A 14317-nucleotide genomic window follows, 5' to 3' on the forward strand; every position below is an offset into this window, starting at 1 on the left:
GGCTACGCGGCGCCCGGCACCGCCCGTTGGCCCGGCCCGCCGTACGAGGCCAGCGGGCGGATCAGGGCGTTGTGTGCGAGCTGCTCGGTGATGTGGGCGGTCCAGCCGGTGATCCGGCTGAGCACGAAGATCGGGGTGAAGGCCGGGATGTCGAAGCCCATCAGGTGGTAGGCGAGGCCGGCCGGGTAGTCGAGGTTCGGGTGGATGCCCTTGCGGTGGAGCACGGCGTCCCGCAGGGCCGCGTGCAGGGTGGCCAGCCGGGTCACCTCGGGATCCGCGGCGCGTGCCACCAGCCGGTCGAGGGCGTCTTGCATGATCGGAACGCGGGAGTCGCCGTGCTTGTAGACGCGGTGGCCGAAGCCCATGATCTTCCGCTTGGAGGCCAGCGCCTCGTCCAGCCATGCCTGGGCGCGTTGCGGGTCGCCGATCTCCAGCAGCATGTGCATCACGGCCTCGTTGGCGCCGCCGTGCAGCGGGCCCTTCAGCGCGCCGATCGCGGCGGTGACCGCGCTGTAGAGGTCGGAGAGGGTGGAGGTGACCACGCGGGCGGTGAACGTCGAGGCGTTGAAGCTGTGCTCGGCGTACAGGGTGAGGGAGATCTCGAAGCAGCGGACCACCTCGGGGGCGGGCACGCTTCCGAAGCACATGTGGAAGAAGTTCTCCGCGTACCCGAGGCCGGGGTCCGGCGGGATCGGGTCCAGTCCCCGGCGTCGTCGCTGGTCGGCTGCCACCACGGTGGGCAGCTTGGCGAGGAGGGTGAGGGACTTCGCACGGTGGGCGGCGAGCGAGCCGTCGTCCTCGGTCGGGTCCTCGGCGCCGAAGAAGCTGACGGCCGTGCGCAGCACGTCCATCGGGTGGCAGGTCTCGGGCAGCCGGGCGAGCAGCTCCCACGTGGTGCGGTCCAGCGGGCGCAGGGCGCGCTCGCGGGCCCGGAAGGCGCGGAGCTGTCCCTCGTCGGGGAGTTCGCCGTACCAGAGGAGGTGGGCGACCTCTTCGAAGGAGCGGCGGGCGGCCAGGTCCTGCACCGGGTAGCCGCGGTAGGTGAGGGAGTTGGTCTCCTGGATGACGGTGGAGATCTCGGTGGTGTCGACGACGACACCGGCGAGGCCGCGGTGGATCTCGGGTGCGGTGGCGGTCATGGGGTTCCTGCCTTCGGGGGTCAGGTGCCGGGTGGGAGGGTGAAGTCGAAGACGGCCGAGTCGAAGGCCGAGTACTCCTCGTAGCCGAGGAGTTCGTACAGGCGGGAGCGGGTCTGCATGCGGGGCAGCAGGGATGCCTGGGTGCCCTCGGCGGCGATCGTGCGCAGCCCGTCCTCGACAGCTCCCATGGCGATCCGCAGCAGGGTGACGGGGTAGAGCGCGATGTTGTAGCCGAGGTTCTCCAGGGTGCGGGTGTCCAGCAGGGGCGTCTTGCCGAACTCCGTGAGGTTGGCGAGCAGCGGGACGTCGACCGCCGCGCGGAACGCTTCGTACTCGGAGAGGTCGGCGAGGGCTTCGGGGAAGATCGCGTCGGCGCCGGCGTCGACGTACGCCTTCGCCCGGTCGATCGCCGCGCCCAGCCCCTCGACCGAGCGGGCGTCGGTACGGGCCATCAGGAGGAAGTCGGGGTCGCGGCGGGCGTCGACGGCACCCCGGAGACGGCGGACCATCTCCTCGCGGGGCGCGACGGTCTTGCCGTCCAGGTGGCCGCAGCGTTTGGGGTTGACCTGGTCCTCCAGGTGGAGACCGGCCAGTCCGGCGTCCTCCATCAACTGCACGGTGCGCGCCGCGTTCATGGGCTCGCCGAAGCCGGTGTCGGCGTCGATGAGGACCGGCAGGTCGGTGACCCGGGTCGTCTGCTGGGCGCGCGCGGCGATCTCCACGGACGTGGTGAGGCCGATGTCGGGCAGGCCCAGGTCCGCGGCGAGGACCGCGCCCGACAGGTAGACGGCCTCGAAGCCGGTGTCCTGGATGAGGCGGGCGGAGAGCGGGTTGAGCGCGCCGGGCATGCGCAGCAGGTGCCCCGAGGCGAGCTGTTCGCGCAGTGCGCGGCGGCGTTCGGCGGGGGTGGTGCGGGTGTGCAGCACCATCAGAACAGTCCCTTCGGCAGGCCGGCGTCGTACGCGGCGACGGCTTCGGTGTCGACGTCCGGGAAGAGGCCGCCCAGGTCGGCGGCGGTCAGTTCGGCCAGGTGCTCGGCGGCGTTCAGGAAGCGGTCCTGGTCGGCCGGGGTGACGATGCCCTCGGCGAGGGTGCCGAACTTCCTGACGTACGCCGGGCGGTCGAAGGGTCGGGCGCCGGCCGGATGGGCGTCGGCCACGGCGAGTTCGTCCTCGATCACCGAGCCGTCGTCGAGGGTGATCACCGCTCGTCCGCCGAAGGCCCGGCGGTCCGGGTCGGGTTCGTGGTAGCGGCGGGTCCAGGCCGGGTCCTCGACGGTGGTGATCTTCCGCCACAGCTCGACCGTCTCCGGTCGGGCGGCGCGCTCGGGAGCGTAGGAGCGCGCGTGGTGCCAGGCGCCGTCCTGAAGTGCGACGGCGAAGATGTAGGGCACGGAGTGGTCGAGGGTCTCCCGACTGGCCGTGGGGTCGTACTTCTGCGGGTCGTTCGCGCCGGAGCCGATCACGTGGTGGGTGTGGTGGCTGGTGTGCAGGACGATCGACCGCACGCGCTGGAGGGGGCCGGTCCTCTCCCGCAGCCGGCGGGCCAGGTCGATGACCGCCTGGGCCTGGTACTCGGCGGAGTGCTCCTTGGTGTACGTGTCGAGGATCGCGCGACGCGGCTCACCGGGCTCCGGGATCAGGACCCGGTAGGAGGATTCCGGGCCGTCGAGCAGCCATGCCAGGAAGCCGTCCTCGCCCTCGTAGATCGGCGACGGGGAGGTCTCGCCGCGCATCGCCCGGTCGACGGCCTCGATGGCGGCCTTGCCGGCGAAGGCGGGCGCGTACGCCTTCCAACTGGAGATCTCGCCCTTGCGGGACTGCCGGGTGGCGGTCGTGGTGTGCACCGCCTGCTGGATGGCCTGGTACACGGTCTCGGTGGGCAGGCGCAGCAGGGTGCCCAGGCCGCCGGCGGTGGCGGCGCTCAGGTGGGCCACGTGGTCGATGCGGTGCGCGTGCAGGCAGATGCCCTTGACCAGGGCGACGTGGATCTCGTACGCGGCGACGGCCCCGCGCAGCAGGTCGGCGCCGGTGCGACCGGTGTGCTGGGCGACGGCGAGCAGCGGCGGGAGGTTGTCGCCGGGGTGGGAGTAGTCGGCGGCCAGGTACGTGTCGTGGAAGTCCAGCTCGCGCACCGCGGTGCCGTTCGCCCAGGCGGCCCACTCCGGGGAGACCCGGGCGCGGCTGCCGAAGACGGACGCGCCGGGCGTGGCGGCGCGGTGGGCAGTGGCCTGGGCGCGGGCCACGGCGACCGGGCGGCGCAGCAGGGAGGCGACGGCGACCGAGGCGTTGTCGATCACTCGGTTGATGGCCATCGCGGTGCTGTCGGCGTCCAGTTCCTCGGTGCCGGTGGCGACGGCGGCCAGTTTCCAGGCGAGCTGGTCCTCGCGCGGAAGTCGGTCGGCGCTGGGGTGGACACGGACGTGGTGCTCGATCACGGGGCTCCTCGCGGGGGCGGACGGTCCGGTGCGTGCTGACGTGATCGACAGTGCCCGTTCCGCGGCTGCCCGGCCACCCGTCCAATCTGCGGATTTCGTACATCCCGGGGCTGCGAATCTGCGAATTCTGCGAAGGAAGCGGATGCTATGTTCGCAACCAGCCCGTACCGGAATGTCATCACTCGCCGGCTTGCGACAAGGATGTGCGCCATGGCACGAGGAGCAGCCGACCGCAAGGTCTACGCCCACGCGAAGCTGCGAAGGCTGCGCCGTGAGCACGGCATGAACCAGGTCGAGATGGCCCGCGCGCTCGGCATCTCCACCAGCTACGCCAACCAGATCGAGCAGAGCCAGCGTCCGCTGACCGCCGCCGTGCTCCTGCGGATCGCGGAGGTCTTCGGGGTCGACGCGGAGTTCTTCTCGGAGGCCGCCGAGGACCGGCTCGCCGCCGATCTGCACGCCGCGCTCGCCGACGAGGCGTGCGGGGTGCCGCTGCCCGCCGCCGAGGAGGTCACCGAGGCCGTCCGCGACCACCCCGAGGTGGCCCGCGCCCTGGTCGCCCTGCACCGCCGCTACCGCGACACCGTCGAACAGGCCGCCGCCCTCGGCTCGCCAGGACCGGCCGGTGGGCTGCTGCCCCCGGCGGAACCGCACGACGAGGTGCGGGACTTCTTCTACGCCCACCACAACCATTTCGAGCCGCTCGACACCGAAGCCGAGCGGACCGCCGAGGCGCTGGACCTGCGCCCCGGCAAGGCAGCCGACCCGCTCACCGCGCTGCTCGCCGAGCGCCACCAGGTCCGCGTCGTCCAGGCCGCTGCCGGCCGCGGGGGCGACGCGCGGCGCTTCGTTCCCGAAACCGGGCTGCTGTTCCTCTCCCCCTGGCTCAGCGACGCCCAGCGCGCCTTCCAACTCGCCACCCAACTCGCCCTGTTGGAGCACGGCCCGCTCCTCGACCAACTGGCGGACGGCGCCACCGGGCTGACCTCGCCGCAGTCACCGGCGCTGGTCCGCATCGGTCTGGCCAACTACTTCGCGGGCGCGCTCCTCATGCCCTACACCGCGTTCCACACGGTGGCCGAGGAGGTGGGCTACGACATAGAGCTGCTCTCCGCCCGCTTCGGCGTCGGCTTCGAGACGGCCTGCCACCGCCTGAGCACCCTCCAACGCACCGGCCGGCGAGGGGTGCCGTTCTCGTTCCTCAGGGTCGACCGGGCCGGCAACATCTCCAAACGGCAGTCCGCGACCGACTTCCACTTCTCCCGGCTCGGCGGCACCTGCCCCCTGTGGACGGTGTACGAGGCGTTCTCCGCACCTGGCCGGATCCTCACCCAGGTCGCCGAAATGCCGGACGGCAAACGGTACTTCTGGGTCGCGCGCACCATCACGCGAGGGGGCTTCGGCCATCACGCCCCGCGCGCCGAGTTCGCCGTCGCCCTCGGCTGCGAACTGCGCCACGCCCACCGCCTCGTCTACGCCGAGGGCATCGCCCTCGACGACCCGCGCGCCGCCACGCCGATCGGACTCGGCTGCCGCATCTGCGAACGCCGGGACTGCGCGCAGCGCGCCCGCCCACCGGCCGGCGGACGTCTCGCCGTCGATCCCGACCGGCGGACCTACGTGCCGTATCCGGTGGAGAGCACCATGGGGTGACCGGGCTCCGGCGCTCGACGGGCTCGGTTTCCGCGGCGAGCCGGACCGCTCCCGGCGTGCGGTCGACGAGTGCGCTCGGGCAGAAGAACGCCTGTGACGGCAGGGGTTCGGGAGCAGCCGGGCCGTAGGCGGCCGCCGCCCCCTGCCGCACAGGTACGCCCGGCAGGCGACACACGGGCCGGCGCCCGCCGGGAAGCCGGCTAGGTCCGCTCCTGCGCCTGGCTAGGGTCGAAGCATGCGCATCGTCTCTCTGCTGCCGGCGACCACCGACATCGTGGCCGAACTCGGTCTGGCCGCCGACTTGGTGGGCCGCACCCACGAATGCGACTGGCCGCCGGAGGCCGTCGCCGAGGTACCCGTCGTCACGACTGCCGAATTCTCCGCGGATGACATGACCAGCCGGGAGATCTCCGACGCGGTGGGCGGCGCCGCCCACGCCGGCTCCTCGCTCTACGGCCTCGACACCCAGGCCCTCGCGGCCCTCGCCCCGGAGGTGATCCTCACTCAGGACCTCTGCGCGGTGTGTGCGGTGTCGTACAGCAGCGTCTCCCGGGACGTGCGGGTGCTGGAGGCCGACACCAGGGTGCTGAGCCTGGAGCCACGGACCCTGCACGACGTGCTGGACTGCCTGGTCACCGTCGGCACCCTGCTGGGCGTGCGGGAACGCGCCGAGCGGCGCAGGCAGGACCTGCGCGCACGCCTGGCGACGGTGGAGCGGCTGACCGCCGGTCGTCCGCGGCCGCGCGTGGTCGCCATCGAGTGGCTCGATCCGCTCTGGCCCGCGGGGCACTGGGTGCCTGAGCAAGTCACCTGCGCAGGCGGCACACCGCTGCTCGCGGCCCCGGGCGAGCACACCGAACCGATGGAGTGGAGTGCGGTACGCGCCGCACGTCCCGACGTCGTCCTCGTGTTGCCCTGCGGCTTCAGCCCCGACCGCACGGTGCGGGAGCGCAGTCTGCTCACCGAACTGCCTGGCTGGGACGAGCTGCCCGCCGTGCGCACGGACGCCGTCTGGATCCTCGACGGTCCCGCCTACTTCAACCGGCCCGGTCCGAGGGTGGTCCGGGGCGCGGAGGTCCTGGCGCACGTCCTGCACTCCGTGGAGGCGGGCGCCCCCGTGACGGCAGGTGAGGCCGTCCGACTGTCCGCGGTGGAGGGGTGACTGGCAGAGTGGCCGGGCCGGCGCCGGGCCGGCACGTGAACCGAACCATCCGGCCCGGGCCGGCACCCTCCGGCTCCGGTTGCCCGGGCTCTCACCGAGGAGGACAGGACCCATGCCGCAGGAGTCGATGACGGCGATCCTCAACCGCAGCGCCGCCGTGGGACCGTTCTTCGCCGTACGGACTGACGCCGGAGCACCACGGGAGCACGGTTTCCTCCCCTTGGGAGAGCTGTACGGCGAGAGTTCCGCACCGGCGCTACGCACCCGCGTGGCGGCGGTGGCCACGCGACTCGGCGTGACGGAGCCGCGGATCGCGGCGTCCCTCGTCTACCAGGGACTGGCCGGACGCCTGTGGTCGATCGCCCTCGCACCGGCGGTCCTGGCAGGACGCGTCCCCGATCTCGGCGGCGGCGCCCTGTGGTGGCATCCGGACCGGAGCACACCGGACGAACTCTGGCTCCCGTCCCCGTCCCCGTCCCCCGCCCCCTCCCCAACTCCGTCCACCTTGGCGTCGGCCTCCGGGGAAGAGCTGGCGAGCGGGCTGCGGGCGGCCGTTCTGCACGGTCATCTGATGCCGCTGCACCGGGCCGTCGGCGCGGTGACCCCGATCTCCTCCCGGTTGTTGTGGGGCAATGCGGCCTCGGCACTGGTCGGCACCCTCCGCGTACTGGAGGGATGGTGCCGCGGCGCAGGCCGCGGGGAGGTGGCGGAGCGGGCCGTGGCACTGGCGGCGGCCGTGCTGGAAGACCCACTGCTGCGCGACACGGGCACCTTGGATCCCGCCGGCCCCGCATTCTCCCGGCGCAGTTGCTGCCTGTACTACCGCGTGCCGGGCGGAGGGCTGTGCGGGGACTGCGTGCTGCGGCGGACCCGACGGTAGGACGGCGGCTCCGCATCCAGCCGGCTACCTCCCACCGTCGTCGACCTGGCGCCCGACCTCCGCCGTCACCTCCACGACCCTCGCCGCCCCGGCGTCCTCCCCCGGCAGCATCACCTGGACGTTGCCCAGCAGGGCCTCGGTGACCTCGTCGAGGTCGAGGCGCTTCTCCACCGCCCGTAGCCGGGGAAGTTCGGCCCGCGTGCTGGCCCGCGGCGGGGCGAGCAGTCGGCAGCAGTCCTCGTCGGGCAGCACCGAGACGTCGGCCGTGCCGATGGACCGGGCCTCGTCGATGATCTCCTGCTTCTCCCAGCCGATCAGCGGACGCAGGATCGGCAGGTCGGCGGCCTCGTCGACGGCGACCAGGTTGGCCAGTGTCTGGCTCGCCACCTGCCCCAGACTGTCGCCCGTGACCAGGGCCTGGGCCCCGGTGCGCACGGCCAACACCGAGGCGGTGCGCACCATCAGGCGCCGCTGGGCGACGACTTGGAATCGGCCGGCGCCGGCCACGGCGAGTTGCTTCTGGGCCTTGCCCAGCGCGATGACGTGCAACCGGCCGGCCGGCTGGTAGCGGTTCAACTCGCGGGCGAGGGCGTACGCCTTGTACACCGACGAGGGGTTCGTGTAGGGAGCCCCGCTGAAGTGCACGAAGTCGCAGGCCAGGCCGCGGCGCATGGCACGGTGGGCGGCCACCGGGGAGTCGTAGCCGCCGGACAGCAGGACCAGGGCCCGGCCGCTGGCTCCCACGGGCAGCCCGCTCAGGCTCGAGGACCGGGCGGGCTACACCGCCGCCGTCCATGACTGGCGCGGCCGCCGCGCGGACGTGTACGAGCGGTTGCTGACCGACGAGCTCGCCGCGGGCGAGACCGGCGCGTTCCTGGTGTGGGGCGATCCGGCCCTCTACGACAGCACGCTCGGCATCCTCGCCGAGGTCGAGGCGCGGGGAGCGGTCTCCTTCGCGGTCGAGGTGGTGCCCGGCATCAGCAGCGTCTCCGCGCTCGCCGCCCGCCACCACATCCCCCTGAACCAGGTCGGCCGCCCCCTGCACATCACGCCCGGCCGCAGGCTCCCGGACGTGTGCGCCAACGACGACGGCGACATCGTCGTCATGCTGGACGCCGGCGAAGCGTTCACCCAGTTCGAGGCGGACGACGTCTGGATCTACTGGGGCGCCTACCTCGGTACCCCCGACGAACTCCTCGTCGCCGGTCCGGTGCACGAAGTCGCCGACCGGATCAGGCAGTTGCGCAGCGAGGCACGGGCCCGACACGGCTGGATCATGGACACCTACCTGCTCCGCATCGTCGACACGGACGTCGAGGACGGAGGGGAGTGAGGGTGGTGGCGCCGGCGAGCACGTTCCCCTGCGCAAGGCATCGCGACGGTCACCGTCTTGGTGTGCACCGCCCGAAGCCCAGGGGCGAGGCGACGAACGGAGGAACGTAGTGGCCAGGCATCGCCCGCCACGCCGGATCACGCTCGGCGGCCGTACGGCCGTCGCGCTGCCTCTGGAGGAGTACGAACAGCTGTTGGCCAGTCGGCGCCAGGTCGGTGGTCAGAGCGCACGCCTCCGCGTACTCGCCCAACAGGTCAAACACGACCGGCGGTTCTTCGACGAACTCGCGCAGCTGGTGAGCGATCCCGCGAACAGGTGCTGCCAGGCGCCGAACGGCGATGCCCGGTCCCAGGACGGGGCCGAGGACGGGTGTTCCCTCCACATCGACGAGGAGTCCGGCGTCGCCCCGGACGCGTCCGGCTGCCTGCGCCGTGCGGTCGCGGCGCTGCTCCGACGTCACCGGAGCGAACTCGACTGAGCGGCCCGACGGCAGCCGCCCGGCGCGCCGCCGGGCCGTGGCCTGTTGCCGAACCGCATCGGGCCCCGGACGCACTGCCGGAGCCCGATGCAGGAGCCAGGTGCCTGCCGTGGTGTTCAGTTCGTTCCGGTGGACTTGGCGCTCCAGCGGTGTTCGACCTTGGCCAGGCGCCAGTAGGTCAGGGCGCAGGCCCAGACGACGACGAACAGGCCGACGATGAAGTAGCCGACGTTGTTGAGGTCGAGGGCGGAGACCCAGTCGGTGACGCCGTCCCGCCAGCCGAGGTCGTCGTGCAGGACGCCGACGAGTTCGATGGTGCCGATGACGAAGGCGACCGCGATGGACAGCCCGGTGATGGTGAGGTTGTAGTAGACCTTGCGCACGGGGTTGGCGAAGGCCCAGTTGTAGGCGAAGTTCATGAAGGTGCCGTCGAGGGTGTCGAACAGGCTCATTCCCGCCGCGAACAGCAGGGGCAGGCAGAGGATCGCGTACCAGGGCAGGCCCGCGGCGGCGCCGGATCCGGCCATGACCATCAAGGCCACCTCAGTGGCGGTGTCGAATCCCAGGCCGAACAGCACGCCGACCGGGTACATCTGCCCGGGGCGCTTGATGGACCTGGTCAGGCGGCCCAGGATCCGGTTCATGAACCCGCGGTTGGCGAGGTGCTTCTCCAACTCGTGCTCGTCGAACTGCCCGGCGCGCATGGCCTTGAAGACCCGGTGGATGCCGGCCAGTGCAACCAGGTTGAGGGCGGCGATGAGGTACAGGAACGTGCCCGAGAGGCTGGTGCCGATGACGCCGAGGGTGAAGCGGGTGCCTGAGTTCTCGTCGACGAGGGTGCCGGCGACCTTCGCGCCGGCGGCGATGAGACCGGCCAGTGCCAGTACGAGGGAGGAGTGACCGAGGGCGAACCAGAAGCCCACGGAGATGGGGCGTTGGCCGTCGGCCATGAGTTTGCGGGTGGTGTTGTCGATGGCGGCGATGTGGTCCGCGTCGAACGCGTGCCGCATGCCCAACGTGTATGCGGTGATGCCGAGTCCGACGCCGAAGACCTGCTTGCCGACGGTGTAGTGGTGCGGCGCGACCAGGGTGACCAGGATGGCGAAGGCCACCACGTGCAGGGCGGCGATCGCCGCGAACAGGACCCCCGTGCGTATCCAGTCCGAGCGCTGCCAATGCGGCGGGAGGGTGGATCCGGCGGAGTGCGGCTTCGGGGAGTTTTCCAGCAGGGGCATATCAGGCAGCCTCTCCAGCACCTCGTGGATGGGTCGTCATGCGGTGCCGTGGCCGGTCTCCTGGCTTACGGGTCAAGCGTCCGCGCACCCGCCTTCCCGGGCACGTGATGCCCAGTGGCGCCCGCCGTTCTGGGCGGGAGTGGTAAGAGGACTTCCCGATCACAGTGGCGAGGGCCGCTCCGGTTCCGCACCGGTCTTCCCGAACACCACGGCGGCAAAAACGGTAGGCCGGTAATCGCCCCTCGACAACCTTGCGCAGTTGCGTAAGCTGTGCAACCAGGGGGCGCGTGCGCGCACAAGAGGGCGCACCTTTGAGCCAGCTGTGCACCTCACGACTCACGAAGTGGTCGAAGTGCGCATATCGCTCAACGAGGCGGTCGGGGAGGCCAGTTCAAGGGGACCTCCGCGCCGACGTCCGGACTCCGGCTGGTCCGGCTGGTCCGGCTGGTCCGGCAGCGTGGCGGGGAGGAGACCGGGACGGGGCGGGGGGCAGCCGTCGCCTGCGCTCCACTGCCGCCGTGCCGCCCGGCCGTCCTGCCGCCTCGCGGTCCGTCCTACCGTCTGCCGCCCTGCCGCCCTGCCGCCCTGCGTTCCACCGGGTCGTCGCCCGGTCACGCCATGAGGGCGAACATCACCGCCATGCCCAGGCCCATGGCCGCATGGCAGGCCGGATCGAGCGCACCGCCGACGTGGCGTACGGCCGCCTCCGAACCGTCCGCGCGGCCGGATCGCGCCACGTCGAAGGCATGGGCCAACCAGCGCAGGGCCACTACCGCCAGGACTACGGCGAGCAGAACGGCGGCCAGGCGCTGGCCCGTGCCGGTGAGGTGCATCGTCGCGGCGCCGACGGATGCCGACATGTCCATTCCGGGCATGTCGGCCATGGCTCCCCCACCCCCGGTGGCCGTCATGCCGGAGGGGTCCATCGCGGCGACCATCCACGCCATCGCGCCCATCATCACGACGTGCGGCAGGGCGGCCAAGGACGCCTTCGCCCGGTGCGAGGCGTCGGCGCGGAACAGGGCCGCGCCGGCGAACCACAGGGCACCCGCGACGAAGAGCACGACTTGCGGCCCCGCCGGCAGGTCCATGCCCCACGGCCACACCATCGCGATCATCGCCAGTCCCATGGCGGCGTGCAGCAGGTGGTCCACCCGGTGGGTTGCGGGCTTGCCGGGGGCCAGGCCCGACCACAGGCCGTAGAGCGCGGGGAGGGCGAAGAGCGCGCTGAGCAGCCAGCGCAAGCCGGTCGCGGCGATCACGCGGCCGCCCCGAGGCGTCGCCGACGCACGGCATCGACCGTCAAGTCCACGATGAGGAAGGCCAGTAGGGGCAGTCCGAACAGCGGGAGGAAGTAGCCGACCACGGCGATCACGACCACGGCCGGCGCCAGGACCGCTCCGGGTATCCGGCGCCAGGCACCGCGCGCGGGTGCCCGCCCGAAGGAGGGACCGCCCGAGCGGGTGGGCCGGCGCAGCCACCACATCCGGTACCCCCAGAGGACCATGGCGATCAGGCCGACGGCGAGCAGGGCCAGGGCGATCTGGTTGGCCAGGCCGAACAGCAGACCCATGTGGGCGTCGATGCCCCAGCGGGTCAGCTTGGCCAGGACGGGGTAGTCGGCGAACTTCAGTTTCGCGGTCACCTCGCCCGTGGCGGGATCGACGGCCACCGAGTCCTGACGCTCCGGCCAGGAACGGGTGTTCTCCTTGACGACGTACGCCGATCCGCTTGCGGTGGGCGGTGTGATGACGAGCAGTCCCCGCAACCCGGCGTCGTGCGCGGCGGCGGCCACCGCGTCGATGCCGACGTCCTTCGCGCCGGTGGTCGCGTGCGTGCCGTGGCCGCCCGACGGATGGGCCGTGGACACGGCCGGGGTGCTGCCGCCGAGCGCGTCCTGGAGCGCGCCGATGCTGGCTCCGGCGTGCTGCGACCAGGTCATGCCGGTGGCGGACAGGCCCAGCAGGCCGATCGAGGCCCACAGGCCGACCACCCCGTGCCAGGACAGCGTGCGGCGCCGCCCCTTGGCACCACCGCGCGGCAGCAGAACCCGGCGCAGCCGCTGCCGGGTGCGGGGCGCCCCGAGCCACAGGGCGAGCCCACCCAGCACCTCGACCCACAGCCAACTGGCGGCCAGTTCACTGTAGTTGCGGCCGAAGTCGCCCAGGTGCAGGGTCCGGTGCAGGCTGTCCAACCAGGCACGGACCGGCAGCCACTGGCCCGAGGTCCGCAGCGTGCCGAGCACCTTGGTGTCGTACGGGTCGACGAACGCGGTCAGGGTGTCGCCGTCCGGCAGTCCGGGCTTGTCGAAGACGACCCGTGTGCTGTCCGTGCGGCCGGGCCCGGGACTGACCGACACGACCGTGCCGTCGGGCACCGCCCGCCGGGCAGCGGCCACCTGACTGGCCAGCGAATCCGCTTCTCCCCGCGGCGTGACCGCCAACTCGTGCTTGTAGAGCACCGACTCCAGTTGCGGAGTCGCCGTGTACATCAGTCCGGTCACCGCGGCGACGAGCAGGAAGGGCCCGACGAGGATGCCCGCGTAGAAGTGCAGCCGCAGCAGCAGCGGACGCAGGCCGCTCCAGACTCCCGGTGCGGTGGTCGTCTTGGTGGCCGTCTCGCCTCCGGCGCAGGAGGCTTCGCCCGCGATTGCCGGATCGGTCCCGGCGCCGGCACCGGCGCCGGCACCGTCAGGTGGTACGGATACTTCGTCCGCTGCGACTGACGCGCTGCGACTTTCGGCCATGGCGGGCGCTTCTCCTCCGGGACGTCATCGACCGACCTCTGCGGTCCACAGCAGGAGTCGGGCCGCTGATGACGGGAGTTCCCGCGCATTCGATGTGAGCGTCGCCACACCCCCACCTGACGGGCCGGCATATCGTGGCTTGTCTGGAATTGATCCCCCCGGGGGCGCGGGTCCCACGTGCCGCCGGCCGCTTCGCCTGGCCCGAGAGGGATCAGCTGGAGCGTCGACCCGCAGCTGCCCGCACCAGCGCCCTCCCCCAGTCCCGCATCACATGCTCGGTCCCACCCGGTGGAACACACCTGCCCGTGGGCCGGCTCATGACCACACGGACTCAGTCACCTCGCGCCGGCGTCCTTCCCATGCGGTGGAGCAGTCGTGTCTGTGGGGATGCGTGGCGAGCGAGCGCGCCCTCGGGGGCGGCGAAGAACCGGTGGGTCGTCTCGACAGCGGTGGGTGTTTCCGCCAGGCCCGCGTAGATCTCGTCAAGATGCTCGTCGATCCACGCCACGAGACTGCGGTCGAGGGTGTCGTCCAGGTGGACGGCCCGTGCGAGATCCCATGTGTGGACGGTGCTGTCCGCGATCCGCACGGCAAGTGCCTGCTGGCCGGTCACCGGGCCCAGGGGGTAGTCCAGAATCCGTTGGCGTGCACCGGTCTCCCCGAACGCCCGGGCGCACTCTCGTACGGACCGGGCGTACGCCCCCGATGGGTCCGTGCCCAACGCGTCGGCGTCCCGCAGCCGCAGGAAGTCGGCGGCGGTGCCGCCGTGCAGCAGACTCACGTAGTTGAGGTTCCCGCGCGTCATGTGGTTGACCAACTGCCGAACGTTCCACTCGGTGCAGGGAGTTGGCCGGGACCACTGCTCGGGTCGCACTGCTCGCAGCTTCCGCTCGAACTCGGCGCTGGCCCCGAGGAACCGATCGATGAGCCCTTCAAACGCGTTGACCATGTGGCCCAGGGTGCTCACCGCAGGCGGCCGGGTCCGGCGGATATCGGACGTCGAGTTGGAGTTCTCGACGTGCGGAGGCCGCGCGACGCCCCTCACTCCGCGAACGGTTGGTGCGAGGTGTGCCGTGTCTCACCGGGGTGTGCCGTGTCTCGCCGGGGCGAGCCGCCGGCCAAGGCCCTCGTGGCCGAAGCCACCGGCTCGGGTGGTGCCGGGCGACCGGGTCGCGGTGTACGGTGATCCGCCAACTGCCGCTCCAGGAAGGGGCGGTGGAGCGCACCTCGCAGTGCCCGTACCCCCCACCACCA

11 protein-coding genes, 2 pseudogenes and 1 riboswitch are annotated in these 14317 nt (G+C 71.9%); of the genes and pseudogenes, 5 read left to right on the forward strand and 8 right to left on the reverse strand.

The window, feature by feature from the left end; translation table 11 throughout:
• Positions 1-2: 2 nt before the first annotated feature.
• Genes ABD385_RS12730 through ABD385_RS12740 form a run of 3 tightly spaced genes read right to left on the reverse strand, consistent with a single transcriptional unit; the run spans position 3 to position 3576 of the window.
• Positions 3-1139 carry a bifunctional 2-methylcitrate synthase/citrate synthase gene (locus ABD385_RS12730; protein WP_344575284.1) on the reverse strand — a complete coding sequence of 379 codons (1137 nt, stop codon included), beginning with the start codon at positions 1137-1139 and terminating at the stop codon, positions 3-5.
• 20 nt (positions 1140-1159) lie between these two features.
• Positions 1160-2065 (reverse strand): methylisocitrate lyase, encoded by a 906-nt coding sequence (prpB, locus tag ABD385_RS12735; protein WP_344575388.1) that lies wholly within the window; start codon positions 2063-2065, stop codon positions 1160-1162.
• A 2-nt stretch (positions 2066-2067) separates the two neighbouring features.
• Positions 2068-3576 carry an MmgE/PrpD family protein gene (locus ABD385_RS12740; protein ID WP_344575285.1) on the reverse strand — a complete coding sequence of 503 codons (1509 nt, stop codon included), beginning with the start codon at positions 3574-3576 and terminating at the stop codon, positions 2068-2070.
• Between the two features lie 210 nt (positions 3577-3786).
• Here ABD385_RS12740 and ABD385_RS12745 point away from each other — a divergent pair, with 210 nt between their 5' ends.
• The 3 genes from ABD385_RS12745 (at position 3787) to ABD385_RS12755 (ending at position 7271) form a co-directional block, all read left to right on the forward strand.
• A complete protein-coding gene (locus tag ABD385_RS12745; protein WP_344575286.1) occupies positions 3787-5229 on the forward strand; it encodes a short-chain fatty acyl-CoA regulator family protein in 1443 nt (480 codons plus the stop codon).
• A gap of 235 nt (positions 5230-5464) precedes the next feature.
• The gene (locus ABD385_RS12750) at positions 5465-6391 is read left to right on the forward strand and encodes a cobalamin-binding protein (RefSeq protein WP_344575287.1); all 927 of its coding nucleotides are present in this window, start codon (positions 5465-5467) and stop codon (positions 6389-6391) included.
• Positions 6392-6503: 112 nt separating this feature from the next.
• Positions 6504-7271, forward strand: a complete 768-nt coding sequence (locus tag ABD385_RS12755; RefSeq protein WP_344575288.1) for a (2Fe-2S)-binding protein — start codon at positions 6504-6506, stop codon at positions 7269-7271.
• Positions 7272-7295: 24 nt separating this feature from the next.
• On the opposite strand, the pseudogene ABD385_RS12760 reads toward ABD385_RS12755, so the two are convergent.
• Positions 7296-8042, reverse strand: a pseudogene (locus ABD385_RS12760) (tRNA sulfurtransferase); the annotation flags it as partial.
• Between ABD385_RS12760 and cobF the strand changes: the two are divergent.
• Positions 8038-8604, forward strand: a pseudogene (gene cobF, locus ABD385_RS12765) (precorrin-6A synthase (deacetylating)); the annotation flags it as partial. The pseudogenes ABD385_RS12760 and cobF sit on opposite strands and share 5 nt — an antisense overlap.
• Before the next feature lie 109 nt (positions 8605-8713).
• A complete protein-coding gene (locus tag ABD385_RS12770; RefSeq protein WP_344575289.1) occupies positions 8714-9082 on the forward strand; it encodes a hypothetical protein in 369 nt (122 codons plus the stop codon).
• A gap of 116 nt (positions 9083-9198) precedes the next feature.
• Here the strand turns inward: ABD385_RS12770 and nicT are convergent, their stop codons facing one another.
• The 4 genes from nicT to ABD385_RS12790 all read right to left on the reverse strand — a co-directional run bounded on the left by nicT (position 9199) and on the right by ABD385_RS12790 (position 14012).
• A complete protein-coding gene (nicT, locus tag ABD385_RS12775) occupies positions 9199-10317 on the reverse strand; it encodes a Nickel transporter NicT (RefSeq protein ID WP_344575290.1) in 1119 nt (372 codons plus the stop codon).
• 33 nt (positions 10318-10350) lie between these two features.
• Positions 10351-10543, reverse strand: a riboswitch (cobalamin riboswitch).
• Between the two features lie 385 nt (positions 10544-10928).
• On the reverse strand, positions 10929-11579 hold the full coding sequence (locus ABD385_RS12780; protein WP_344575291.1) for a DUF5134 domain-containing protein: 651 nt from the start codon (positions 11577-11579) through the stop codon (positions 10929-10931).
• Positions 11576-13063: a PepSY-associated TM helix domain-containing protein gene (locus tag ABD385_RS12785; RefSeq protein WP_344575292.1), complete on the reverse strand. Its 1488-nt coding sequence runs from the start codon at positions 13061-13063 to the stop codon at positions 11576-11578. The genes ABD385_RS12780 and ABD385_RS12785 overlap by 4 nt, the downstream gene beginning before the upstream one ends.
• A 331-nt stretch (positions 13064-13394) precedes the next feature.
• Complete coding sequence (locus tag ABD385_RS12790; RefSeq protein WP_344575293.1) at positions 13395-14012, reverse strand: TIGR03086 family metal-binding protein; 618 nt, start codon at positions 14010-14012, stop codon at positions 13395-13397.
• Positions 14013-14317: the final 305 nt, after the last annotated feature.

The sequence above is a fragment of the Streptomyces lunalinharesii genome (genome assembly GCF_039532155.1).
In the GTDB taxonomy this organism is placed as follows: domain Bacteria; phylum Actinomycetota; class Actinomycetes; order Streptomycetales; family Streptomycetaceae; genus Streptomyces; species Streptomyces lunalinharesii.

Coding starts and splice junctions, on each gene's coding strand:
- ABD385_RS12730 (WP_344575284.1), bottom strand. CDS start 1,139: ATGACCGCCACCGCACCCGAGATCCACCGCGGCCTCGCCGGTGTCGTC.
- ABD385_RS12745 (WP_344575286.1), top strand. CDS start 3,787: ATGGCACGAGGAGCAGCCGACCGCAAGGTCTACGCCCACGCGAAGCTG.
- ABD385_RS12750 (WP_344575287.1), top strand. CDS start 5,465: ATGCGCATCGTCTCTCTGCTGCCGGCGACCACCGACATCGTGGCCGAA.
- ABD385_RS12755 (WP_344575288.1), top strand. CDS start 6,504: ATGCCGCAGGAGTCGATGACGGCGATCCTCAACCGCAGCGCCGCCGTG.
- nicT (WP_344575290.1), bottom strand. CDS start 10,317: ATGCCCCTGCTGGAAAACTCCCCGAAGCCGCACTCCGCCGGATCCACC.
- ABD385_RS12785 (WP_344575292.1), bottom strand. CDS start 13,063: ATGGCCGAAAGTCGCAGCGCGTCAGTCGCAGCGGACGAAGTATCCGTA.
- ABD385_RS12790 (WP_344575293.1), bottom strand. CDS start 14,012: ATGGTCAACGCGTTTGAAGGGCTCATCGATCGGTTCCTCGGGGCCAGC.